The sequence below is a fragment of the Thiorhodococcus mannitoliphagus genome, assembly GCF_010915725.1.
Lineage (GTDB): Bacteria > Pseudomonadota > Gammaproteobacteria > Chromatiales > Chromatiaceae > Thiorhodococcus > Thiorhodococcus mannitoliphagus.
In genome coordinates, this window is the sequence record NZ_JAAIJR010000092.1 from 1 (window position 1) to 24,068 (window position 24,068).

At 62.2% G+C, this 24,068-nt stretch carries 14 protein-coding genes; 6 read left to right on the forward strand and 8 right to left on the reverse strand.

The window, feature by feature from the left end; all coding sequences use genetic code 11:
- Positions 1-54 precede the first annotated feature (54 nt).
- From G3480_RS18580 to G3480_RS18615, 8 genes are all read right to left on the reverse strand, one after another.
- Positions 55-747, reverse strand: a complete 693-nt coding sequence (locus G3480_RS18580) for a 3'-5' exonuclease (protein WP_164655383.1) — start codon at positions 745-747, stop codon at positions 55-57.
- An 836-nt stretch (positions 748-1,583) separates the two neighbouring features.
- Positions 1,584-1,808 (reverse strand): hypothetical protein, encoded by a 225-nt coding sequence (locus G3480_RS18585; protein WP_164655384.1) that lies wholly within the window; start codon positions 1,806-1,808, stop codon positions 1,584-1,586.
- Between the two features lie 566 nt (positions 1,809-2,374).
- Entirely contained in the window at positions 2,375-2,662 is a 288-nt protein-coding gene (locus tag G3480_RS18590) for a BrnT family toxin (RefSeq protein WP_338114176.1), read from the reverse strand.
- 132 nt (positions 2,663-2,794) lie between these two features.
- The gene (locus tag G3480_RS18595) at positions 2,795-4,483 is read right to left on the reverse strand and encodes a DUF262 domain-containing protein (RefSeq protein WP_164655385.1); all 1,689 of its coding nucleotides are present in this window, start codon (positions 4,481-4,483) and stop codon (positions 2,795-2,797) included.
- A 1,281-nt stretch (positions 4,484-5,764) separates the two neighbouring features.
- Positions 5,765-6,859 carry a lipocalin-like domain-containing protein gene (locus G3480_RS18600; protein WP_164655386.1) on the reverse strand — a complete coding sequence of 365 codons (1,095 nt, stop codon included), beginning with the start codon at positions 6,857-6,859 and terminating at the stop codon, positions 5,765-5,767.
- Positions 6,859-9,411, reverse strand: a complete 2,553-nt coding sequence (locus G3480_RS18605) for an FtsX-like permease family protein (RefSeq protein ID WP_164655387.1) — start codon at positions 9,409-9,411, stop codon at positions 6,859-6,861. The genes G3480_RS18600 and G3480_RS18605 overlap by 1 nt, the downstream gene beginning before the upstream one ends.
- The gene (locus G3480_RS18610) at positions 9,408-10,085 is read right to left on the reverse strand and encodes an ABC transporter ATP-binding protein (RefSeq protein ID WP_164655388.1); all 678 of its coding nucleotides are present in this window, start codon (positions 10,083-10,085) and stop codon (positions 9,408-9,410) included. The genes G3480_RS18605 and G3480_RS18610 overlap by 4 nt, the downstream gene beginning before the upstream one ends.
- Positions 10,086-10,209: 124 nt before the next feature.
- On the reverse strand, positions 10,210-11,553 hold the full coding sequence (locus G3480_RS18615; protein ID WP_164655389.1) for an ABC1 kinase family protein: 1,344 nt from the start codon (positions 11,551-11,553) through the stop codon (positions 10,210-10,212).
- A 590-nt stretch (positions 11,554-12,143) separates the two neighbouring features.
- On the opposite strand from G3480_RS18615, the gene G3480_RS18620 reads away from it, so the two are divergent.
- From G3480_RS18620 to G3480_RS18645, 6 genes are all read left to right on the forward strand, one after another.
- A complete protein-coding gene (locus G3480_RS18620; protein ID WP_164655390.1) occupies positions 12,144-16,028 on the forward strand; it encodes a PAS domain S-box protein in 3,885 nt (1,294 codons plus the stop codon).
- Between the two features lie 678 nt (positions 16,029-16,706).
- Entirely contained in the window at positions 16,707-18,548 is a 1,842-nt protein-coding gene (locus tag G3480_RS18625; RefSeq protein WP_164655391.1) for a DEAD/DEAH box helicase, read from the forward strand.
- A 249-nt stretch (positions 18,549-18,797) separates the two neighbouring features.
- On the forward strand, positions 18,798-19,682 hold the full coding sequence (locus tag G3480_RS18630; protein ID WP_164655392.1) for an SIR2 family protein: 885 nt from the start codon (positions 18,798-18,800) through the stop codon (positions 19,680-19,682).
- A 372-nt stretch (positions 19,683-20,054) separates the two neighbouring features.
- Positions 20,055-20,471, forward strand: coding sequence for a bacteriohemerythrin (locus G3480_RS18635; RefSeq protein ID WP_164655393.1), 417 nt, complete (start codon positions 20,055-20,057; stop codon positions 20,469-20,471).
- A gap of 749 nt (positions 20,472-21,220) precedes the next feature.
- Complete coding sequence (locus G3480_RS18640) at positions 21,221-22,603, forward strand: vWA domain-containing protein (RefSeq protein ID WP_164655394.1); 1,383 nt, start codon at positions 21,221-21,223, stop codon at positions 22,601-22,603.
- A 10-nt stretch (positions 22,604-22,613) separates the two neighbouring features.
- Positions 22,614-23,531 (forward strand): coiled-coil domain-containing protein, encoded by a 918-nt coding sequence (locus tag G3480_RS18645; protein ID WP_164655395.1) that lies wholly within the window; start codon positions 22,614-22,616, stop codon positions 23,529-23,531.
- Positions 23,532-24,068 lie beyond the last annotated feature (537 nt).

Consider the following 24,068-nt stretch of genomic DNA (forward strand, 5'->3'; position numbering starts at 1 on the left):
GCCAGCTCGGGACTTTTCTTTGCGTCTCACCCAAAATAGGTCGCGACGCTCTCCCTAAATCAGCGCGGGACGTAACAATTGTGGCGCGCTGTAGGGCCGGCCCATTGCCTCGAACACCGCGAGGGCCGCATAGGCATCATTTGCCGCATAAAGCAGTTGGTTTGGGCGCAACATGGGCAGCGCCCAATTGGACGTGCTGGTCTTCTTCGACTTCTGCAGCCGACGGCCCAGTACGATTGCCACGGCTGCCTTGGCCCCGACGGCTTGACGATATCCCAATTTGCGCACGGCCTGAGCAAGATCGACGGAGGCCCCGAGTCGCAGTCCCAGCTTTTCCTTGAGCGGACCACGATCGGAGTTCAGCCCGAAGCCGACCTTCACGATCCGTGACGATTCGATCACGCTCTTCAGAAAGTCAATCGGGGTTGCCGGGCCGATCTGGACGATGAATGCCTGTTCCATTGTGGCGAACTGCACCACATGCGGCCCATCTCGCACGGCATCCGTCGTGAAGGTCGGCTTGGACTCGGTATCGAAACCGATGAATTCCGCCTCGGAGATGCTTTGCATGGCGAACTCGATCTGAGCCGGCGCCTCGATCAGGTGAATTTGGCTCAGCGGCAAACCGTCGAAGACGGGCATCTGTGCGGTCGCTTCTTTGGAAGGATGGGGCAGGCGTTTGGAGTTCGTCATGTGGCCTTGGGGTGCTGGAGGAGGGTCGAGGAGGCGTCGGGTCAGGTCTTGCAATCAAGCACCCTTCGGCTTTGCTGGTAGGTCCACTGGCGATTCAATCCCGTTTTCAAACCGGCGTACGGCTCGACCGACGGTGGAGTCGAGGCCGCCGAAGTCATCGGCGATCTCCCGCATGCTGTAGACGCCGCTCCGGTGGCCCGTGCCATCGCCTCGGCTCGGACGGGGTAGCGATGCGCGAATTCCGCGAGGGGCGCAGCAAGTGACCGACGCTGGGCGCGTGGAATCTCGCGCAGCCGCTCCGCAGGCATGGACGGTACGCAGTGGCGCTGCACGAACGCCTCACTCCCGAGAAAGACCTGGTGGCGCAGCCCGTCCCAGACGCTTGGCTGGGCGATTCCCTCGCGGACGAAGACTGCGTAACCGGCCCGTGCGCGAGAAGGCTCCGGACCGAACTGGCCAAGCAACCAGTCGGTCTCCAGCCAGGCGGTGCCGGACGCTTGTCCGGCCGTCGCCTGGCTTCCGAACCATCCTGGCGCGCACCGGGTTCAACACCAGGTACCGCGCCAGCTCCAGAAGGTCGGCATCTCGTTCGACCAAAATGGCCTTGAATCGGCCCTGGAAGAGGTGCCCCACCAGCCCATGGCGTCGATTCGTGGCTTGGGTATAAACGCCGTTGAGCTGGCGCATTCCCTGTAGTCTTCGAGAGCTTCCGCGACGGGCGCGAAACTCCTAAATGGGAAGGACGACGTACTCTTCGGAACCTTCCTGCCCCATAAACTGAGGATGCAGGTTCATAGATCACCTCCAGGCGTAAGCGTGCTTTCGGTGCACGAAGCGCCAGCCGCAGTTTGGCGTCGGGCTGGCGGGCTTGTTGGGCGAAATTTCTTCCGCTATGTTCTGACCGCAAGAGCATCACGGGCTTTCTGTGGAAGATCGAGGGCAACAAAGAATGTGCAAGGGTAGAGGTAGTCTTCGGCAGACTCATCGATTACCCTCAGCATCCCTTCTTTCTCGGCGGTACTGTCTGGAAGCACTTGATACACTTTGCCCTTCTCAAGGCCTTCTGCAGCGGAAGTATCGATGCACAGGGCGAATAACGCTGGAGAATCGGCCATAGTTGGAGACTCAGTCGAGAAAACGTTTGATCTTCATTTTCCGCTTCCCAATTCCGAGGGCCTCGTGCCAAGACCTCAGCCCGCCGAACGTGTCCATTGTCGAGTTTGACGTTTGCCGTGCCCTTGAGTTTCCGCCACCTACCTGCGCCAAACTGCTCCTTGAGCCGGGAAAGGTCGCGGATGCTGCTACCAATTGCAATGGGTTCAATGTCCTCGATGAGTCCTTGTAGCTCAAAGTACATTCAACTTGTCTCAATCGCTGCAGCATCTTTTTTGCAAGCCCAACGGCTTGGCTGGCCCGCCCAATACCGCGCTGGCACGGCCTTGCAAGTTTGTGTGGAGTTGCCCGCGCGGTATTGGGTCGGCGCCGAGCCTATTGTTGGGCGTTCTTTGGCGATTGGTCGCGTGCCAGTTCCATGAGTAACCGCAGTGCCCTGTTTACAGAAGCAGAGTCACGAAACGCACGCGCTACATCAGGCTCCAAAAGTACGACATTCGTACCCTCTTGGTAGGCTCGGTGATGTTTGCCTTGCACGGCCTCCGAGAAGTCGTAGTCGGCACGCATATCATCGCTGGCATCTGGAGTCATAAATTCGCCTTTCTGATCTGGACGCGACCCTGGCGCTTATGATGCGGATCGCATTGGGGTGACGCTCAGTATATGAGACCACAAGAAGGCGATCACGTTCTGAGCGACCAATGTTCAAGAACCGATACTCTCCATGGGAGTGATCCGGGTCGGATATTGTGAGTTCGAAGGGATCTGAAAAGACTGTGCTTGCTTCCTCGAATGACACGCCGTGCTTGCGGACGTTCAATTCGGCTTTGCTTGTGTCCCACTCGAAGTCAATCACGTTTTAAATGCGATCCGTATTCCGTTGCTGGAGATAAGCATGTTACAAAGCTTGCACCCTGCCAGCGCCCAACGGCAACCATCAGCGGCGCGCGCCTTTGGCGCGTCCGCTGGATGGTTTTAATATGCCATATTAGCACTCTGCCATGAGCACATTAATAATTTTCTCTTTTCTTATTTGGATCAAGCTTCTTGTCAAGTTCGGATCGCTTTTAGTCATTTCTTGAATTTCTCTTTGTTGTTCTAAATGTGTATAACTTGATCGCTTTTCTGTAAATGGTTTGTTCCCAACAGAACAGTTGTGCGATTTTGAAATAAGCAAATAATTTCCAAGGCAATCGACATATTCGTTTACAAACTCTTCATCATATTTATCGTAACCCGATTCCGGATTCTCTGTTTGTGGTGCAATATGTTCCAGTTCTGGGCTAATTATTTTATCAAACCGAGTTGGCGAATAACCTGCCTTACCTTGCTGCTCTAGATAAATTTCATACTTCCAGAGAAGGTACTTACCAACCGAATGATTGATGCTTCCTTGTAGTGATTCATTAAATTTGTCATTGTTCCAATAAGCCCACCACCAGTCGGTAGTCGTCTTCATCCATTCAATGCGCTTGATTATCGACGAAATGTCTTTATGGTTTTCAGTGAACTCTTCAAAAACGTCGTTAATTCTTGAGGTAATGTCTGCGCGCGTACCAATAAGGCGATGTCTAAGGACCAATGATTCTAGAGAAGAACAAAGTTTTCCAATTTCATCAAGAGGCAAACCATATCTATACGCCTTAATCACAAACGGAAAGGCAATGGCTATTCCGCCCAAAGATATAAGCGAATGAATTGCGAAATTGTCTCTTTCATTTTTACCGAAAAACTGTGATAGATGCTCGAAGCTAGCAGAGAGAGATCTTGTAAAGGAGCTTATGAAACTGATTGAATCTTCCCCAGCCAATATCTTATTGATCTTATCAAGAGAGTTTATTTCCCAAAGCGAGTTGAAATGGACTCTAAGGGTATATAGCAAGACGTCATCTTCGTTGATCCTGTATTCGATCGACGATATAGACTTGTAAATCTTTTCAAACCGATCTTTTATTTCTATCACTAATGATTCAGCTTCATCCTTGCCGTCGCCATGTAAATGAACATTATGCATGAACTGCGCCTTCATGATCTCTAGATTTGAAGGTTTTTTGCCACGACTATTCTGAAATATAAACATCTGTATTGCTTCAGATTCATTCTGAACCGGATGTGTTGTGCAAGTTGCACCTCCAATGATCTCCAGCATTCTGGAGAGATAATTTTCGGAGCTTTCGGATAATTGCTTTCTAAAATAGTCAAATGCCCTGACAATACGCCTAGAAGACTCAGTTTCTAGACCATTGTTGTCAGATTTGGTTTGGTCTAAAACGTAATCTTTAAAAAGCTGATTATCGTAGTCCACAGTCCAAAAACGAATTTCGCTTCTACGTTTTACCATATCTTCGTAAAATATTTCTTCTTCCTCTAATAGCGCTCTTATTGTTTTCAGCTTGGCAAACAATGCGGCCAAAAAAATGACAATAGTTGTTAGACGCTGCTGACCGTCTATAACATTAAGAAATTGATCCTTTTCTTCAAAAAGAAAATGGCCAAAGTAATATGGACTGCTTGCATTGCTTCGGCTGTATTCTTCTAGATCCGATAAAAATACATCTGTTTGTGTTTTTCTATCGGATTTTTCTATCGGAGTTTCCCATGAATACGCACGCTGATACGCAGGCACAACAATTTTGTTGCCAGCCATCATTTTTCTGATAGTTGTCGAGGCTTCCATATGGTTCCTTTGAATTGTGACTTTGTCGCATAACCATTAGTATCTGGGCCGATAAGCCCTGATATCCCGATATTACCCGACTTTTCGGGCTGTTTCGCCCAAATTTCCGGATCTCCTACACCTACCAGGGCGCCCGCGCCCTGATAACTTGATAGTTCCGGCGAATCCGGGCGATAACGCCTGATAACCCCGGCGAGGGGCGAGTCTCAGGGCGTGCGTGACAGGATAAGTTGATAATTCGGGGGGATTTGAGCCAGGGAATCCGAGGGTCAATTTCCGCGGAGCAGCCGACAAGGCGACGAATCTTGTGGAGTGAGAGTCTCCCTGGCGTCAATTGCTCGATTCGGACGCCTAGCCTATCCGGACCCTGGGGAGGAACGAACTGCGGGGTGCTCGGATGTAGAAACCATGGCCGGCATGGGTCCGAAAGGACGCGGCGGTGGGAGCCATCTGGGTGGCGACCAAACTGGCGGGCCTGAATAGAACGAACTGACTACAGCCCCGAAGAGACCCCCTGGACGGAAGTGGCTGTCCGGGAATTCGTGGAGCGCCGACTCGCTGCGAGATCGGGGAAGACCGATGCCCTGAGGGAAGAAGCGCCTGGTCCACCGCGGGCGACCAAACCCGAGGAGCCCCCCATGCATGCCCTAACGAGTCTACACCCCTGTGTCGCGCGGCTGCCGGTCGGCATCCAACGTCAGCGCCTGGCATCAAGCGGGCCGGCCGGCTGCTGGGCAATGCGCAGCTTCAGCGCGATGCCAGGGGGGTCTATGCCGCGTTGGCGCGGCGGCTGCTCGCCGGCGTGGCCGAACCGCTGATCCTGATCGACTGGAGCGATTTGAAGGCCGACCAGTCGCTGAACCTGAACCGCGAGCCGTCGGAGAAAACGGAGACACACCACGCTATTCCGCCGAAGGGTCCGGTGGGCCGTCCCGAGCCAGCCTTCAACTTGGGTTTGTCATTGAGCGCTCTGGTCGGCGTCGAGGAGTTGCTCAGAGAAGCGGAACGCCGACGCTGCACTTGGCTGTGTTCTGCCACTCGATCAACGCGTCCGATGGTCCGGAATCATCGCCCGGGTCTCACCCGGAACCCACGACCGGACTGACTTCCGCTGGCCGCTCAGTGTCCCTGCTCGTGCCGAGGATCACCGAAGGTCGATCGTGCTCATTGAAGAAATCAGGCTCGATGGATGACCGCCAAGGGCGTGTCTTGGAGCCCGCTTTCCCTCGGCCCGTCATTCGCGGTCTGCTCGACTTGGGTGAAACAAGGCCGCCCTCCGGCTCACAGCCCGGTCTGCCGCCGCCAATACCCGGTCATCTCCAGATAGCCACGTCCGATCTCTTGCCCGTCTTCGAGCAGACGTGTCGCGCCTTCCCAATAGACTGCGCCGGTGGAACGGCGCCCGTCGAGTTCTTGGTCGTCCATCAAGGGGCTCAGGGTGAGCTGTCTGCCGTCGATCTCGATGACCCACTCGACCGGATAGACGGCACCGGTGCGGGGGGATTGCCAGCGGCGCCCCGGCTCGAAGTGCAGTTGATCGGGGGAGAGGATCTGCGCTTCCTCATCGCCATGGCGCAGCGTGCCGCCGGCCCAGAGGGTCGAGCCGTCACGATGGCGCATCCGAAACGCCATCAGTGAGCCGCCGTCGTTCAGGTTGATGCCGATCCAGTCCCAGCCCTGGGCGGTCTCCGGAAGGATCTGGCTCGACCACTCGTGATCCAGCCAGGCCTGTCCGCTGACGCGCAGGTCTTGGTCGGCGAGACGCAGCCCGCCCTCGACCGCGAGCTGAGGGCGGCTGTAGTAGTCGCTGGCGTTGGCCGGGTCCGGGGTCTTCTGGCTGAAGCCATCCCGACCGTTGAGCTGCGGGGGGCCGGGGGGCGTCAGGGTCAACTCCAGATCGAAAGACGCCGAGTGGATGGTCGTCTGGTAGACCCCATTCTCCTGGCTCAGGGACCAGTCGTCGATCCAGACGTGGGTGTTTCCAACGCTGGCGCCTGAGAGTGGATCGAGTGCGCGTTCGGCGCGCTCGGCGTGCAGCAGATGCCCGGTGGCCGGATCGGCGATGGCGGCATGGGCGAGGATGAGTTGACGCGGTGCGAAGCGGCTGGGGTTGTCGGCGCCGAGTCCGGTCCCAACACGGAAGAAGGTGACCTGAAAGCCCCGGTCGTGCCCCTCGGCATCGGTCAGCCAGCCGGTGATGTACCACCACTCGGTGCGGTATTTGGGATGGGCGCCATTGTCCTCGGGGAAGGCGAGTCGATGCCCTTCGAGCACGGGCGCGAAATCCTTGGCTGCCGCGCCGCCGAGCAGGGTCAGTCCCAGGCAGAGCGCCGCAGCGAGGATCGTCTGGAGTGCGTCTCGTCGTCTGTGTTTCATCACCAATCCTCCCGGACCGCGAGGACCGCGTCCTGACGCATCGCCTGGGCGCCGGACAGCCGCGCGGCGATTGCGGCTAGCAGGATCATCGCGAGGCTGAAGATCAGCAGGGGACCGATGGGAAGCTGCAGGTCCATGCTCCAGCGGAAGCTCTGCCGATTGACGACCTCGATCAGCACCAGTGCGATGGCTCCGCCCGCGAGCAAACCAATGGCGACCCCGACCAGGGCGGAGAGTGCGGCTTCGGTCGCCAGCAGGGTGCCGACTTGGCGGCGGCGCAGACCTAGGTGGCGCAGGATGCCGAGTTCCTTGCGCCGGCTGGTCGCCAGTGCGGCGAAGGTGGTGCCGATGCCGAACAGACCGATGAGGATCGCCACCGCCTCCATTAGATAGGTCACCAGGAAGGTCCGGTCGAAGACCTCCAGGACCATGGTGCGCAGCTCGCCTGGGAGGATCATCTCGCTCTGCTGCTCGCCGAGGGTGGCACGGATCGCCGCCATCACCGGCTCGGGCGCGGTCCCGGGGGTCAGCGTCAGGCCCAGGTCGTTGGTGCGGCTGTCGTTGGTGAGGGCGCGATAGTCCGCGATCTCGATGACCACCGAGCCTTGCTGCCGGGCATAGTCGCGCCAGATTCCGGCGACCTGGAAGCCATGGGGTTGCTCGCCCAAGGGCAGGGTGACGGCGTCGCCGACCCCGAGGCGCAAGCGGTCGGCCGCGGCCTCCGAGATCCAGACCGGGGTCGGCACGCTCGGCCCGGTCGGGGGCTGCAAGGTCCCGGCGACCAGCGGCAGCCCGCCGTCGGCGCGGACCTGGCGGGCGATGAGTGCCATGGCGTGCCCCGCCTCGCCGCTGGTTTCCCCCCCTATCTCCCTGAGTCGCAGGGTCTCGAAACGTACCGGGCGCACCGCCGCGACCCCCGGCAGCGCGGCCACCCGCGCCACCGCCTCGGCGTCGAGATAGCCGCTCGCGCTCGCGTCGGACGCGCGCAGATAGAGATCGGCCGGCAGCAACCGGGTCAGCCAGTCGTCCACCGAGCCTCGGAAGGAGTCGACCATGATCGCCATCGATACCGCCAGCGCGACACTGGCGACCACGCCGGCACCAGCCACGACCGTCTGCCCCGGCGCGGCGGTGAGGCGGGCGCGGGCGAGGCGCCACAGGGTCGAGCGACCGGCCGGCAGACGGGGCATGGCCCAGGCGGTTGTACCCGGCAGGCTAAGGATGGCGCCCGTCAGGATCAGCGCGACCGCCAGATAGCCGAACACCGGCACGCCGCCGATGGGCGGTGGCAGACAGCAGAGGGCGGCGAGGGCGAGCGCGGCCAGTGCCGTGCGCCAGCGTGGCCGCGCCCGATAGACCTCGGCCTCATCGCCCGCGCGCAGGGCCCGTGCGGGCACCATCCGCGCGGCTTCGCGGGCCGGCAGCCAGGCGCCGCCGAGCCCCGCGAGCACACCCAGCGCCAGATAGATGAGCGTCAGGATCGGCTCGAACTGGACCTGGGGTGCGAGCCCACGGAAGAAGCCGGCCCCCAGGTCGCCGCCGATCAGCGCGAAGGCGAGGGCGGTCAGAAGATAGGCCAGCAGACAGCCGAGCAGGCCGCCGATCAGCCCGAGCACGCCGCCCTCGGCGAGCAGACCGCGCCGCAGCTCGGCGCGGTCGAGCCCGATGGCGCGCAGGAAGGCGAACTCCTGGCGTCGGCGCACGACCGCGAGCCACTGGGTGGAGAAGACCAGGAAGCCGCCGGTCAACAAGGCGATCGCCGCCAGCATGGTGAGATTGACCCGGTAGGCGCGCGAGAGCCCCAACGTCTCGGAGGAGGCGTCCTCGGGCGTGAGGAGCGCGACCCCCGGCGGCAGCCGATCGCCGAGCTGGGCTTGTGCCGTCGCGCGCGACACGCCCGGCGCGAGCCGCAGGTCGACGCGGGTGATGAGGCCGATCCGCTCGAAGGTCTGCTGGGCCGCGGCGATGTCCATCACCGCCAGCCGCTGCCCGACCCCCGCCCCCGGCACGCCGCCGGCGATGCGCAGGGTTTGCTCGCGGGTGCCGACCTGCACCCGCAGCCGATCCCCCGGCCCCAGCCCAAGGTGCGCGGACGCGGCCGGGCTCAGAAAGAGGGCGTCCGGGCGCAGGGCGTCGAGCTGGCCGCCGCTCGCGGGCGCGCGCTCATCCGGGTCTTCGCCCATCGGCAGCAGCGCGGGCGTGACCGCGCCGACGCGGAACAGATCGATGCCGATGAGCTTCAGGGTCTCATCGCGATCGGGGAGGCGGGCCTCGATCTCCAGCAGCGGGCTCGCCTGGTCGACCGCCGGGCTTCGGGCCAGCATGGGGTAGAGCGCATCGCTGAAGCCATCGCGTGGGCCTAGTGCCTGGAGATCGGCAGCGCCATTGAGCAGGCGGATGCCGCGACCGAACTCGTCGAGCGCGGCCGAATGGATGAGTTGCACCGTCAATCCAAGGGCCACACCCAGTGCGATCGCCAGGAGCGAGAGGGTAGTGGCGAGACGCCGGCGCCAGAGGCTGGCGAGGAAGACATGCCGTAAGGCGGAACTCATGGGGCCACCGTCGCATCGACGAGCCCGGTTGGGGTGAGGCGCAAGGTGCGGTCGGCGTGGGCCGCCGCTGCGAGCGAGTGGGTGACCATAATGGCGATGGCGCCAGCGTCCTGGATGCGCTCGAACAGCAGTCCGAGCACCCCGGTCGCGCGCTCGGGATCGAGGTTGCCGGTCGGCTCGTCGCAGAGCACCAGCGCGGGCTCGTGGACCAGGGCGCGGGCGATGGCTACGCGCTGCATCTCGCCGCCCGAGAGGTGACGCGGCCAGTCGTCGGCGCGCGCTGCGAGTCCCACTCGCGCGAGCATGGCGCGGGCGCGCCGGTCGGCCGTGGCGTCGTCCTGATCGAGCAGCCACAGGGGTAGCGCGACGTTCTGGGCCAGGGTCAGATGCGGCAGCAGATGGAAGGCCTGGAACACGAACCCGAAGTCGCGCCGGCGCAGGTGCGCGAAGCCGTCCTCGTCGAGGGCCGTCAGATCCTGGTCACGGAGTCGGATGCGCCCGCCGTCGACAGATTCCAGGCCCGCGATGCAGTTGAGCAGGGTGGATTTGCCGACGCCGGACTCGCCCATGACGGCGACGGATTGGCCAGGCGCTAGGGTCAGCGAGACCCCCTCGAACAGCGGGTGCTCGGCGGCGGTGTCGAATCGTTTCCTGAGGTTCTCGATGGCCAGCATGGTCCTTCCCGATCCTATGTTGGGCTTACCGTGGAACAGCACCGCAGCCGCTCGATTCGGTGGGAGCGGCGCCCCGCCGCGACGAGGCGCCGCTCCCACCGACCGACCGCGCTCGCATCAGTCGTCAGGATGGCATCGGCCCGATGCAGTCCCGCGCCATCTCCGACAGATCGACGCGTGCCCGCAGGCGGCGGGAGAGCATGAAGGAGCCCATGAACTTGCGGTGCAGGAACATGGTCTCGGGGTCCGGCGCGGTGGTGAAGACGCCGGAGTGGAACAGGTCCCGACCGCTGTGGTAGACGCGCTCGAAGAGGTCCGAGGTGCCGAAGTTGTAGTGCCCCGGATGTTTCAGCGGCTCCGAGGCCATCTGCAGCAGATCCATCATGGCTTCGACGTGCTGCTTCGGATCGGTCTCCCCGACATAGCCCAGCCCGACGCAGGCGGCGCGTACCCCGTCGCGGTCCTCCGCGATCGCGGACCGCGCCAGGTTGCGGAACTGCTCCACCAGCTCGGGTGAGACGGGCTTGGTCGCGCCGAAGTCGAGGAGGACGATACGACCGCTGTCCGCGTCATAGAGGTAGTTCGCGAAGTTCGGATCCGTCTGCACTAGGTTCAGTTCGAACAGCTCGCGCAACGTCAGTCGCATCAGCAGGGTCGCGGCACGGTCGCGCTCGGCGCTGCGGTAGTCCGGTCCGGCGAGGTGATCAATGGGGACGCCGTCGGCGAAATCCATCGCCAGGATGCTGGGTGTCGTCAGATCGCGGTGAACGCTCGGAATGAAGAAGTCCGCGTCGTCACCGAGCCGATCGCGATAGGCATCCATGGCGTCCGCCTCGGCGGCATAGTCGGCCTCGCGGTGGAGCTGTCGACGGGCCTCGTCCAGGAATGGGGCGATGTCGATGCCCTTGGGCGCCATGCCGAGCGAGCGCCCGAGAAAGGCCAGGTTGTCGATGTCGCTGTCGATGCTCTCGCGCACGCCGGGGAACTGGATCTTCAGCGCCAGCCGGCGGCCGTCCTTGGTTTCGGCCCGATGCACTTGCCCAATGGAGGCCGAGGCGATGGGCGTGAGTTCGAGGCGTTTGAACTGCTTGTTCCAGCCGGCCCCGTACTCGCTTTCCAGTACGCGAGAGAGCTGGCTCAAGGGCATGGGCTCGGAGCGGTCTCTGAGCGCGGACATGATCTCGGCCGCCTCGGGCGTGAAGATGTCAGAGCCGTCCATGGACATGAGTTGCCCCATCTTCATCACCGCGCCGCGCATGCGTGCCAGACGCTCGGTAAAGCGTCGCGTGTGCTCGGGTGAGAGCTGGATCCGCGCCGGCTGTCCGCCGTTGCGGGTGCGGGCGATGTCAATGAGGCCCTTGAAGCCGACGCCCGCGGCGAGGTCGCCGGTGGCACGCCCAAGGTGCCAGAGGCGGCTCAGTCGATTGCTGGGAACGGCGGTGCCGCGTGAGTCGGTCGTGTCGGTCATGGGAATTTTTCCAGCTACTGGGATCGGAGTCTCAGGTGATGACGTGCGAGTGGAAATGCCACTCTGAGTTGTTTGAGATATTGAAGTTGTTCGAGATCTTGAGAGGCTGTCTGAATATTGCAATCGCCCGAGCCGGGGCGAATTCATTCGCCCTCTACGAGGTTTGTCAGACAGCCGCTGAAGTTTGGCCCCGTTCAGCCGTTTCTGATGACGTTGCAACCAGATTGTGACCACGGCGGCGAGCCCCCCTTCGCCTATCCGAACCGCGCAGCCCTCCTTGCTGCACGCGAAGGGAACCGCGTTGGCGGGGAGTGCCGCAACCCCGGGTTCGGGCTGCTCCCGCGGCCCGCGGAGGATGCTCAAGGCCATTTTTCAGCTATCGCTTCGAGCGCGGCGAAGCAAAAAAGTTGCCTCCGTTGTCGGAGATGCGACCTGGTCCAAGGCTGTTGTACGCTACCTGTGCCACCTTGCTGCCAGCCTTCTGAGCCGGTCGAGCAACAGGGGGAGAATGTGTTGAGCGGCCCGCGAGGCAACAATGATGTGTTCCGCCCAAGAAGGCCAAACGCCGGCCAGATGAACGGGAAGCTGCGATGACGACGATGATGGACGATCTCGAGAGCCCGCAAGCCGGGAGCCAACCACTGCTGACCCAGCGCTGGCAGCCAGCGATGCTGTTCGGGCTCCTCGCCATAGGAATCTTGGCCTTGACGGCGACGTCTGTGGTGCAGCGGCTCGAAGAGAGTCGTAGCTTGGCAGCTGCGCGGTTGCAGGCCATTGCCGAACTCAAGGCGTATCAGATCGGCGATTGGCTCGGCCAGCGGCGCGACGATGCCGATTTCATCCGCTCGAGTTCCTATTATGCTGAGCAGTACGCCCAGTGGCAGGCGGGGGAGAATGCGGACAGCCGTGGGCGTTTGCTGGTGCGGTTGGAGCGTTTCGTGAGCGAGCACGGCTTCGCGGCTGTCAGTCTGCTTGATACCTCGGCCCGAGCGATCTGGCACACGCCCCAGGCCCCGCGCGAGCAGGCTCCAGCGCTGCTGACGGCCGCGCGGCAGGCCGTACGTGGCGGCGAGGTCCTGCGCGTTGGTCCCTATTTGGATGAAGCCGGACATGTGCGTCTGGATTTTATCGCGCCGCTCGACCTGCCCGCGCCCGCGCCCCTAGTTGTGTTGCACGCGGACCTCTCGGACTGGCTCTATCCACGACTGCTCGGCTGGCCGCTCCCCAGCGCCAGCGGTGAGGCGCTGCTGTTTCGGCGTGACGGGGAGCACGTCCTCTTTCTCAATGCATTGCGCTACCAGGCGGACATGGCGCTGGCTCCGCGCCTGTCGGCAGCGATGCCTAGGCTGCTGGCCGCCCAGGTGCTGCGTGGCGAGGTTCAGCCTGGCGAGCCGGTCACTGGCGAAGACTATCGTGGCGTCCAGTCCATGGGTGTCGCCGAGACCATTCCCGATACCGACTGGCAGCTGATCGCTAAGCTCGATCGCGCCGAGATCGAGGCGCCCGCGATCGAGCAATCCGTCTGGATCGGATTGGCGGGGGTGCTGCTGCTCATCTTGGTGGGGGCCACCCTCGCCCTGATAGGTCGTCAGCTACGTCTCGCCGCCAATGTCCAGCAGGCGCAGGCCGAGCGTCTGCGCGCCCTCAATCTCATCGACGCCCTCGCCGATGCCTCTCCGGACGCCATCTTCGCCAAGGATCGCGAGGGCCGCTACCTGCTCGCTAACCGTGCCGCCTGTAGTCTTGTGGGCCGGCCGCTCGAGCGGGTGCTCGGTCACGACGACACCGTCCTCTTCCCTCCTGAGGACGCGGCGGAACGCATGGCCTTCGACCGTCAGGTCATGGTCGAGCAGCGGCCACTGACCTACGACAGCGGCATCGAGACACCTGCGGGCAGACGTCAGCTGCAGATCCTCAAGGCGCCGCTCCGTGATGCCGAGGGAGATGTCATGGGGACTCTCGGCATCGCCCGCGATGTCACGGATCTGGCCCACGCCCAGGCGCGCCTGCGGCGTTTCGTCGATGCCAACATCGTCGGCGTCGCCATCGCCAACGCCTGCGGCGAAATTCTGGAGACCAATGACTACTACCTGCGGTTGATCGGCTTCAGCCGCGAGGAGTACGCGCAGGGTTTGGTGGACTGGCGTGCGCTCACGCCGCCTGAGTGGCATGCGATCGACGAGCAAGCCCTGGAGGAGGTCTTCGCGCGCGGTGACTGTATGCCGTTCGAAAAGGAATACCTCCGGCGCGACGGCACCCGCGTACCCGTCGCTATCGCCCTGACCCTGCTGCCAGGCCCTGAGGAGGAGATCGCGGCCTTCATCCTCGACCTAAGCGCGCTCAAGACCGCCGAGTCGGCCAGCCAGGCGAGCGAGCAGCGTTTCCGCGCCCTGGCCGAGAGTCTGCGGGATGTCGTCTGGCTGAGCGACCCAGGCATCACCAAGATGCACTACATCAACGGCGCCTACGAGCGCATCTGGGGCCGCAGCCGCGAGAGCCTCGAGGCCGCGCCGCAGTCCTTCACCGATGCCGTCCACCCCGAGGACCGCGAGCGCGTGCTGGCCGCGCTCAAGCGCCATGCCGAGGGCGAGTGGGATCTGGAGTATCGAATCCAGCGCCCGGACGGCGCGGTGCGCTGGATTCAAAACAGGGGGGCGCCGATCCGTGATGCGCAGGGCCATCTCCAGCAGATGGCGGGCATTGCGGCCGATATCACCGAGCGCAAGGAAGCCGAGCTGGCGGTCCGCCGGCTCAACGAGACGCTGGAGGAGCGCGTGCGTGCCCGCACCGCCGAGCTGCGCGCGAGCGAGTCCCGCTATCGGCGTCTGTTCGAGGATTCCCGTGATGCCATGATGATCTTGGCACCGCCGGAGTGGTCCTTCGTTGGCGCAAATCCGGCCACGCTTGCGCTCTTTGGCTGTGCGCGGCTGGCGGATTTTACCGCCTATGGTCCTTGGGACGTCTCGCCAGCCTACCAGCCCGACGGTCGCCGCTCTGCCGATAAAGCGCGCGAAATGATCGCCACCGCCTTGCGCGAAGACTCCAATGTCTTTGAATGGCAGCACCAACGCTTGGACGGGACGCCATTCGACGCTGACGTGCTGCTGACCCCCATCGCTTGGCATGATCAGACCGCGTTGCTGGTCACGGTACGCGACATCACCGCGCAGAAGCGCCAGGCGGCCGAGCTGGAGCGCTATCGGTGCGATCTCGAATCCCTGGTGGCGGAGCGCACCGCCGAGTTGATTCAGGCGCGTGACGAGGCCGAGGCCGCCGACCGCGCGAAGAGTGCCTTCTTGGCCAATATGAGCCATGAGATCCGCACCCCGATGAATGCCATCTTGGGGTTCGCGCACCTGTTGCAGCGCTCTGGGCTGACTCCGGCCCAAGCCGAGCGGCTGGGCAAGATCGATACGGCGGGTCGTCATCTGCTGTCGATTCTCAACGACATCCTCGACCTGGCCAAGATCGAGTCCGATAGCCTGCGCCTGGAGACACGGGAGCTTGCCGTCTGCGCCCTCCTCGAGCAGGTGCGCGACATGATCCAGGTCTCAGCAGACGCCAAGGGGCTCAGCGTTCGGGTGATCTGCGAGAACCTGCCCAACGGGCTGCATGGGGACATGACGCGGCTGCGTCAGGCCCTGCTCAACTATGCCAGTAACGCGGTCAAGTTCACCGAGCGCGGCTCCGTGCAACTGCAAGCGCGGGCCCTGGACGAGGATCGCGACGGGGTCTTGGTGCACTTCTCAGTCCAGGATACGGGGGTTGGGGTTCCCGCCAAGACCCTGGCGCGGTTGTTTGAGCGCTTCGAGCAAGCCGACAGCTCCACGACCCGGCGCTACGGCGGCAGTGGCCTGGGTCTCTTCATCACCCGCGAGCTGGCGCGGCTGATGGGCGGCGAGGCCGGGGCGCAGAGCCTGCCCGGCTCGGGGAGCACCTTCTGGTTCACGGCCAGGCTGAGGCACACGCAGGCAAAGGCCCCGCAGGACTTGCCCACCGTCAAGGCCGTCGAGGCGCGCCTGCAGGAGCGTTACAGCGGGACGCGCGTGCTGCTTGTCGAAGACGTCGAGATCAATCGCGAGGTCATCTGCACCCTGCTCGAGGCGGTCGGCCTGAGCGTGGAAACCGCCGCGCACGGCCGCGCCGCCGTGACCAAGGCCCAGGCCGGCGACTTCGCCTTGATCCTGATGGATGTGCAGATGCCGGTGATGGATGGTCTTGCGGCCACACGCGCGATTCGCGCCCTGCCGGGCTGGGAGCGCAAGCCGATCCTCGCCCTGACCGCCAATGTCTTCGAGGAGGATCGCCGCGCCTGCGCGGAGGCTGGCATGAATGCGATCCTGGCGAAGCCGGTGGAGCCCGAAAACCTCTTTGGCGCCCTGCTGGAATGGCTGTCGTTTCCTGAGTCCTCCCAGCGCCCTGACCACGAAATGACGGATACCTCTGCGGCAACCCGAACCCCAGTCAGCGAATAACCGATCAGCATCCCGCGAGCGAGAGGGCGTCCGCGCGACGCAGTCTGGTCGTCGGGATTTGGCCAAGGCTTCAAAGACAAATCTGATCGCCTAAGAGGCTGTCTGAATATCGCAATCGCCCGAGCTGTAGGGGCGAATTCATTCGCCCTCTCGCCAGTGTTTAAGGGCGACTAGAGTCGCCTCTACTAGGTTTGTCAGACAGCCTCTAAAGACGCTGGTTTTCACCTTGCTTCGGGCGATAAATCAAGGCTCTTGATGCGTTCCGGACGGCTGAAGCAGATCAGGCCTGAGAACAGTGGCATTCGACGCTGTGGGAGCGCCGCTCCCACGTCGCTTTGCCTGAAGAAAGCCCCCCAGCGTCAGGATAGAAGTCGCCTCGGCCGACTGGGCGATCCCAAGGACGCTTCCCGATCCTGCTCGTCACTTGTAGATGGGTTTGCACCAATCACTGCGCGAGTTGATGTGATAATGCGCGCCCGCACACTCGATCCGGGGGCTAGTCTTGCCGCGACGCAACGAGCGTGCATCCAGTTCGGTTGTTACAATGCGAGACCTGACCCCAGGCTTGCTTAACTTCGACAAATCATAGATACTAACCTGTTACTTGCGCGGCACTATACTCGGCTGGCCCACTGGCCTTCACCCCGGCCGCGACTTTCCTCTCGAGAGGCCTCCACCATGGACACCCCCGACACGAGCACCGGCTTTGACGAGCTCGGTCTATCGCCTGCTATTGCCAAAGCCGTGCAAGAACTTGGCTACGAGTCCCCGACGGCCATCCAGCGCCAGTGCATCCCCCATCTGCTAGAAGGTCGTGATCTCCTCGGTCAGGCGCAAACCGGTACTGGCAAGACGGCGGCCTTTGCGCTGCCCTTGTTGAGCCTGATCGATCCAGACCTTAGACGTCCTCAGGTCTTGGTGCTGACGCCGACGCGCGAGCTGGCGCTGCAGGTGGCCGAGGCCTTCCAGGGCTACGCGCGCAACCTCAACAGTTTCAATGTCCTGCCCATCTATGGTGGTCAGGCCTATGGGCTCCAGCTCAGCCAGCTCAAACGCAATCCGCAGGTCATCGTCGGGACGCCGGGCCGTGTCATGGACCATATCCGCCGTGGCACGCTGCAGCTCGACGGCATTCGCGCTCTGGTCTTGGACGAGGCCGATGAGATGCTCAACATGGGCTTCGCGGAGGACATCGACTGGATCTTCGATCAGGCCCCGGCCGAGCGCCAGGTCGCCCTCTTCTCGGCGACCATGCCGCCAGCCATTCGCCGGGTGGCCCAGAACCGCTTGAAGGATCCCGTCGAGGTGCGTATTGCGGCGGACTCCGAGACCGTCGACACCATTGAGCAGCATCACTGCGTGGTGACGCGTTTCCATAAGATGGATGTGCTCACGCGCATCCTGGAGCTGGAGCCCTTCGACGGCATGCTCATCTTCGTGCGCACCAAGAACGCCACGACCGAGCTGGCCGACAAGCTCAAGGCGCACGGCTTCGCCGCCGAGCCGCTGAACGGCGACATGAATCAGGAAATGCGCGAGCGCACCGTCGAGCGCCTCAAGCAGGGTCAGCTCGACATCCTGGTCGCGACCGACGTGGCGGCGCGCGGTCTGGACGTCGAGCGCATCAGTCATGTCGTGAACTACGATATCCCGACGGATCCTTCCGCCTATGTGCACCGCATCGGCCGCACCGGGCGCGCGGGCCGCGCGGGGCGTGCCATTCTGCTGGTGGAGCCGCGCGAGCGCGGCCTGCTGCGGGCCATCGAGCGCATCATCCGCCGCAGCGTGCCGGCCATGGATCCGCCCTCGGCCGCCGCGCTGACCGAGTCGCGCATCGACCGCTTTACCCAAGAGATCCTCAAGACACTGACCGAGCAGGATCTCGACTTCTTCTACCGGCTGCTGGCGCGCATCACCCAGGAGCAGGAGGTCGAGATGATGGACGTCGCCGCCGCCTTGGCCTATCTCGGGCAGCGCGAGCGTCCCCTTGATGTCAAGGATGATCCGATCCGCCCGGTGCGTCGTGACGACAGGTCTGACGATCGCGCGGGCCGCGGCCAGCGTTCGGACGGTCGTGGCCGAGGGCGTGGCGCGGATCGCGACGAACGCCGACCGCGGCAGGATCGCGAGCGCTCGGGCGCGCGTCCTGATGATTCGGATCTGGTCAGCTACCGCATCGAGGTCGGGCACCAGCACGGCGCGACGCCGCGCGAGATCGTGGGTGCGATCGCCAACGAGTCCGGCCTCGAAGGGCGCTACATCGGTCGTATCAACATTCAGAACGACCATTCGGTGGTCGACCTGCCCAGCGGCATGCCACGCGACATCTTCAAGCACCTCAAGCGCGTCTTCGTTTGCGGACAGGCGTTGCGGATCTCGTTGCTCTCCGAGGGTGCGAACCGAGGCTGGGCAGGGCGAAGCGACTCTGATGAGGGCGGATTCGGGTCCACTGGGCCGCGCGGCAAGCCGCCTGCTTTTGCCAAGGAGGGGAAGCCCTTCAAGCGCAAGCCGCGGGATTGAGGAGGCCTCGAGCCGCGTTGCTCGAGGCTGCGCGGATCTTGTTGCAAAGGCGACAAGATCCATGGGTTTCGTCGACAAAGGCGCGCCTGCTGCTCTGTCGCCTCTGATCGCGTCGGTGCGCCTGGGTTGTGGGCTTGGCTGCGAGCAGCGGGCTACAGGGGCATCCTCCGTCCCAGCCTCTGTCTCCGTGTTGATTGGCAGGCTATTTGCTGAGTTATCGGATCATTCGACTGCTCAGGAGTACCCGTAATGACAGTCACGCTCGAAATCCTCGCAGATCAGCTTGCTCGCGGCGAACTCGTTCCTTACCTCGGTCCTGGGGCTCTACAGGGGGTCGTCGACACGACGACCAACGAGCCCATGCCGGCGGATAGCGACAGCCTCATCATCGCGATGAACAATGGCAAGCCGATGTCTCCGCGCCTCATGTGGGAGTTTCCGCGCGCAGCCATGGACGTCGAACTCAAGCGAGGGCGGAGTGCCGTTCATCGCTTTCTGAATGCGACCTATGCTCAGCGCACCTGGACGCGCTCGCCGCTGCATGACTGGATCCAGGAGATCCGTCCGCCCTACGTCATCGACATCAATCGCGATCTGCAGCTGCAAGACTCCCATGCGGACCAGCCGCACACGCTTATCCGCGGGATCGCCCGCACTGGCGGAACGGACTATCGCTTTCGCATCCACGCCTATGATGGTGAGGCCTATCGAGAGGTCGATCAGGCAGAGGTCGATCCGAGCCTGCCAGTGCTCTTCAAGCCCATGGGCAGCCCCAAGCCGGATGAAACCTATATCGCTTCGGATGCCGACTATGTCGACTATCTAACCGAGCTGATGGGCGGCTTCGGCGCCCCGGCCTTCGTGAAGCGTTATCGCGTCGGCAAGCAGTATCTCTTCCTTGGGCTGCGCTTCTTGCGCGACACCGAGCGCATGGTCATGTCCGACCTCATCTATGCCGCGGGCTCACCTGGCGGCTGGGCATTGATTCCGGACCCAACCGAGAAAGAGCGACGTTTTCTCAAGACCAAGGACGTCGAGATCATCGAGGCCGACTGGCCCGATTTGCTGGCCGCGGCTGGGCGAGCGGATGCCGTTGCAACGCTGATCCCAGAGACCAGCGAGGTCGGCTGCTAGGACGTCGATCATGGCTCCGGCCAGTCGTCTTCTGTCGTGTAGGGTGGACAAGCGCAGCGCAGTCCACCAACGCCGACGCGGGATTCGGTGAACTTCGCTCTCGCTCGTCCACCCTACAGGTCCAACTGACGACCGAGGCTCAACTCGGCCTTTGATCAAAGGATGATCGAGGCCGCTGCTCGCTCGGACGCTCAGGAGGGTGATTTTCTCTTTCCTCTGATTTTAGGGGCTTGCTATGGTAGAGCTTTAGGGCGCGCATGCGCGCCCTAAAGCCCTGTCGTCAATTGCTCCAGGGTCGCTCACCACAGATCGATGGGCCGGCCCGCGCGGCCTTCGGCTGGCGTGGCGCCCTCATAAGCCCACGGAGGAGCCATGGCCCTAATTGAGGATTTTGAGGAGCGGTATGTCCTTGGCGTGCCCGCCATGGATCGCAACCACCGCGAATTCGTCGACCTGGTCAACCGCATGGCGGAGGCCAGCAACGCCACCTTCGCCTATCTCTTCAGCGAGATGGTCCAGCATACCCACGCTCATTTCGCGGCCGAAGAAGTCATGATGCGCGAGACGGCCTTCAGCGCAAGCGACGAGCATCGCGATGAGCATCGGCGTGTCCTTGGTGAGCTGGATTGGTTCTGTAGCCGGCTGCAGCAAGGTCACATCAGCCTCGCCCGCGCCTATGTCGTGGATCAGATTCCCGGCTGGTTCAAGGAGCACGCCTTGACGATGGACACTGCCTTGGCGGCGCATCTGGTCGCGGCGCGGCCTGCTCGCGCGGGCGGAGTTTCCTGATCTTCGACGCGCGATCTCCGCTTCAGTCGTGGAGCTGCAGCGCTGCGATCCGCTCCTTTGAGTGTCCCTCGGTTTTAGGATCACAACGCCCCCAACTTGGCTGCTGCATCCGATGCGATCCGCTGACTTGTCTCGAGGCACGCCTTCCCGATCGTACCGGCGGTCACAGAGCCCGGCTATGCTCCCGTCGCGGCTCCTCGCAGGCAAACCTCGATCCAGCGCCAGGCTGCTGTGAGATTTTCCGGCAATTGCCCAAGGCACTCTAGCGTCGCTCGGTGTCGATCATCGGACCGCTCAGTCGCTTGACTAGGCGCCGCGCATCCTTCAGGCAACGCGAGGAGGGAGCGGCGCCGCGCCGCGATCGCGCGCCCGTCGCGGCGGGGCGCAGCTCCCACCAACATCGCTGGTGGAGCGGCATGGTCGACCGGCAAGAGATTCGTCCTATACTCTAAGAGGTCATAGACAAAATAGCGCAACCGCCTGAAATTCGGAGAAGGTTTTGGCTCCCTGCGGGTGTCGTCAATGGGCTTAATACTCGCGTCTATTCAATCGGTTGAGACGGTCATGCCGTTGATGAGGTCTACAGCCTCTTAAGGATGCATCCACAGAAGATTCTGCGGCTCGTCCCTTGTTTGCTTGGCTGGGGCATTCCGCGCAACGCCAGTGCGGTGATGTCCAATCGAACGCACGGATGCGCATGCCCCGTCGATTGAGGAGGAGACAGACAAGTGACAGCGAAGCCTGCCACAATGTGCCTTCTATGCGTGTTCCTCTTGGTACTTTGCTCTAGGGTTTCCGCCGACTCCGTCGATGTCGTGCTGACGCTCGACCGTTCGTTGAGCATGCGTGCCAATGATCCAGGTCGCGTCAGTCTTGATGCCGCGGAACTCTTAATCGCCCTAATGGGGCGAGATGATCGCTTGGCGCTCATGACCTTTGGCGTCGACGCCGATTCGCTCCTGCCACTCAGCCCGCTGTCGTCCGAGAAAACGGCCGCGCGAGCGTCCGCCCTCTTGCGCGGCATTGTCACGGATGGTCGCATGACCAATTTCGAGGCTGCACTGAGCGGGGCCTATGGGCAGTTCTCGAAGACAGACCAAGACGCAGCCGTCCACCGTGCCATCGTCCTCTTCTCGGATGGACAGATGAACCTGGGCGCCGAAGACGCGACCGCAGCAGCGCGTGAGGAGATTCTTCAGCGTCTCATCCCGAAGCTGCAAGCCGCGCATATCCATGTCTACAGCGTCGCTTTCTCGCCCGATGCCGATCTGGAGTTTCTCCGTCTTCTCGGCGTATCAACGGGAGGCTTCGCCTTTGGTGCCACGACGGCGGATGACATCCCAGAGGCCTTCATCAGCCTGTTCGAGCAAGCCGAACAACCCCTGATGGCACCTATTCGCGACGGCGAGGTGAAGATCGACTCCGAAGTCGAGGCGCTGAAGCTGCTGGTCGAGCATGGCCCGGGGGATCCTCCCGTGAGGCTTACGGACCCGAGCAGCAAAGAGCTGACGTCTGAGAGCGAGCAGCCCGGCATGACCTGGCAAAGCTCATCTCGCTTTGATCACATCACCGTCGCGCAGCCCGAACCTGGCGCCTGGAAGGTGAGCGGCGGCGCTAATGACGGTAAGGCGTATCTGGAAAGCGCCATTGGGCTGGAGATTGTGGCGCCGCTTGTGGCCGAAGTTTACGACCCCTTTGCGGTGAGCGCCCGACTCAACTATCGCGGTGGGACACTCGATCCAAAGCTCGGCGAAGATGTTTCATTTACCGCGGTCATTACTCAAGAGTCCAGCCACCTTGTGAAGCAGATCCGGCTGGAGCGCAGCGACCTGCCGGGCGAAGCAAGCGCAAGGGTCCAGCTCACGCAGCGTGGCACAGCAAGGATCGAAGTGACGGCGCACAGCCGTGAATTTCAGCGCAGCAAGGCAGCCTTTGTCGAGCTGGTTGGCCACAACAGTCCCTTGACCGCAGTTGTCGACGATGGGGGGCGTCCTCTCCAGGCCGAGGTCAGAAAGCAGGCGGTGATGATCCTCATTGCGGCGAACGCGGCACTTGCACTGCTTATTGGCGTTGCCATCGGCGTCTATCGTTGGCGCGTCAGTCGGCGTCATCGCGCCACTGAGGAGGACTGAGCAAGCAGCCATGTCGCTCACAGAATACGTCTGGACGCTCGGCCTCGCGGAGGCCTTGGCCGTTAGCCTGATCCTCTGCATCCTTTTGTTCGTCAAGTGGAGGCGGCTGAAGCGCCAGCTTGACGCCGTCAGCGATAGCAGCGCGCGGGTTGCAGCCTTGCTGAGTCGAGACATCGAAGCGATCGAGGCTAGCGCGAGTTCGGACGCAGCGACTTGTGACCTGCGCGCAGCCTACCTCAGGGCATTGGCTTCCCCCTTCCGCTGCAGGCAAGTGCACGACGAGGACGCCTGGAAGGCTGTGCTCGAGACCTTCCACAACTGCTTCGACGACCTTGCACTTGAGAGCGCCTTGCCGTCACCGCAGTCTCGAGAAACGCAGAATGCTGCCGGCCTTGATGCCCCTGGCATCGAGTCCTTGCAGCCCGAGTTCGACGTCCATATCGACGAACATATCGAGACGCTGATCGAGCGTTACAGGCTGACTCGCGGTAGCCTGGATGCGAATCACGAGACCATGGACGATTTCGAGGCAAAGTATCAGCACCTTCAGGATGTCAATGAGGGCTTGCGGACCACACTGGATGACTTCCTTCCCCTTCACGGCAACGACAAGCTGCGTGAAGACCTGGATGAGGCGAGACGCTGTGGCGAGGCGATTCTGAAGTCGGCCTCGGTTGCGAAACGAAACTTCAAGCTCCTGGCGCACCAATGCGAGGATTTGGAGACCTATATCAGACAGCTACAGACGACCATTCGCGGTTATCGCGCCTCAGTGCGCGAGCTGATCGTCGCGCGTGACAGTTACATCGAGCAGGCCAATGAGTTGAGTGAAAAGCTCGAGCTTCGGGAAAAGCTCGTCGAGCGGCTGCGCCATAACTATGACCTGCTCCGCCAGGAGTATGACAGGCTCTATGGGCTCACTCAGTAGAGCTGACGGAGAGCCCGACCGGTTCAATCCCTGTCTAGGAGCCTGTCCGACTTAGAAAGCGTCCATCAACAACTTCCCCCCTTTCGCAAAGGGGGGCTAGGGGGGATCTCGGGCGGCATCGCTCGCATCGGGAAACAATTGATGGGCGCTTCCTTAGGATGAATCGGCTGCGGAATCGGGAGAAGGGTCCCTTTCGCCCCGCTTTTTCGTTACATAGAACCACTATGCGCCTCAAAACCGGAACGAAATGGCCTCGCTCTCCCACTTCCTCGCTTCGATCCCTCCAAGTCGGACAGGCTCCTAGGAGTCTGTCACAGCCCCGGCCTTTGTCATCAGTTGGGCCGGTAGGGTGGACGAGCGAGAGCGAAGTCCACCGAATCCCGCTCCGAAGCCGCTGGACTGCGCCGCGCTTGTCCACCCGGAAGACGGTAGTGCCAAAACGATGATCGACGCCACAGACGGGCCTCGATCATCCTTTGGTCCAAGCGCACAACCGGTGGGAGCGGCGCCCCGCCGCGACGGTCGCGCGATCGCGGC

What these genes read in the sequence shown, in the direction of transcription:
- G3480_RS18585 (WP_164655384.1), bottom strand. Translation starts at nt 1,808, where the DNA reads ATGGCCGATTCTCCAGCGTTATTCGCCCTGTGCATCGATACTTCCGCT.
- G3480_RS18595 (WP_164655385.1), bottom strand. Translation starts at nt 4,483, where the DNA reads ATGGAAGCCTCGACAACTATCAGAAAAATGATGGCTGGCAACAAAATT.
- G3480_RS18600 (WP_164655386.1), bottom strand. Translation starts at nt 6,859, where the DNA reads ATGAAACACAGACGACGAGACGCACTCCAGACGATCCTCGCTGCGGCG.
- G3480_RS18605 (WP_164655387.1), bottom strand. Translation starts at nt 9,411, where the DNA reads ATGAGTTCCGCCTTACGGCATGTCTTCCTCGCCAGCCTCTGGCGCCGG.
- G3480_RS18610 (WP_164655388.1), bottom strand. Translation starts at nt 10,085, where the DNA reads ATGCTGGCCATCGAGAACCTCAGGAAACGATTCGACACCGCCGCCGAG.
- G3480_RS18615 (WP_164655389.1), bottom strand. Translation starts at nt 11,553, where the DNA reads ATGACCGACACGACCGACTCACGCGGCACCGCCGTTCCCAGCAATCGA.
- G3480_RS18620 (WP_164655390.1), top strand. Translation starts at nt 12,144, where the DNA reads ATGACGACGATGATGGACGATCTCGAGAGCCCGCAAGCCGGGAGCCAA.
- G3480_RS18625 (WP_164655391.1), top strand. Translation starts at nt 16,707, where the DNA reads ATGGACACCCCCGACACGAGCACCGGCTTTGACGAGCTCGGTCTATCG.
- G3480_RS18630 (WP_164655392.1), top strand. Translation starts at nt 18,798, where the DNA reads ATGACAGTCACGCTCGAAATCCTCGCAGATCAGCTTGCTCGCGGCGAA.
- G3480_RS18635 (WP_164655393.1), top strand. Translation starts at nt 20,055, where the DNA reads ATGGCCCTAATTGAGGATTTTGAGGAGCGGTATGTCCTTGGCGTGCCC.
- G3480_RS18640 (WP_164655394.1), top strand. Translation starts at nt 21,221, where the DNA reads ATGTGCCTTCTATGCGTGTTCCTCTTGGTACTTTGCTCTAGGGTTTCC.
- G3480_RS18645 (WP_164655395.1), top strand. Translation starts at nt 22,614, where the DNA reads ATGTCGCTCACAGAATACGTCTGGACGCTCGGCCTCGCGGAGGCCTTG.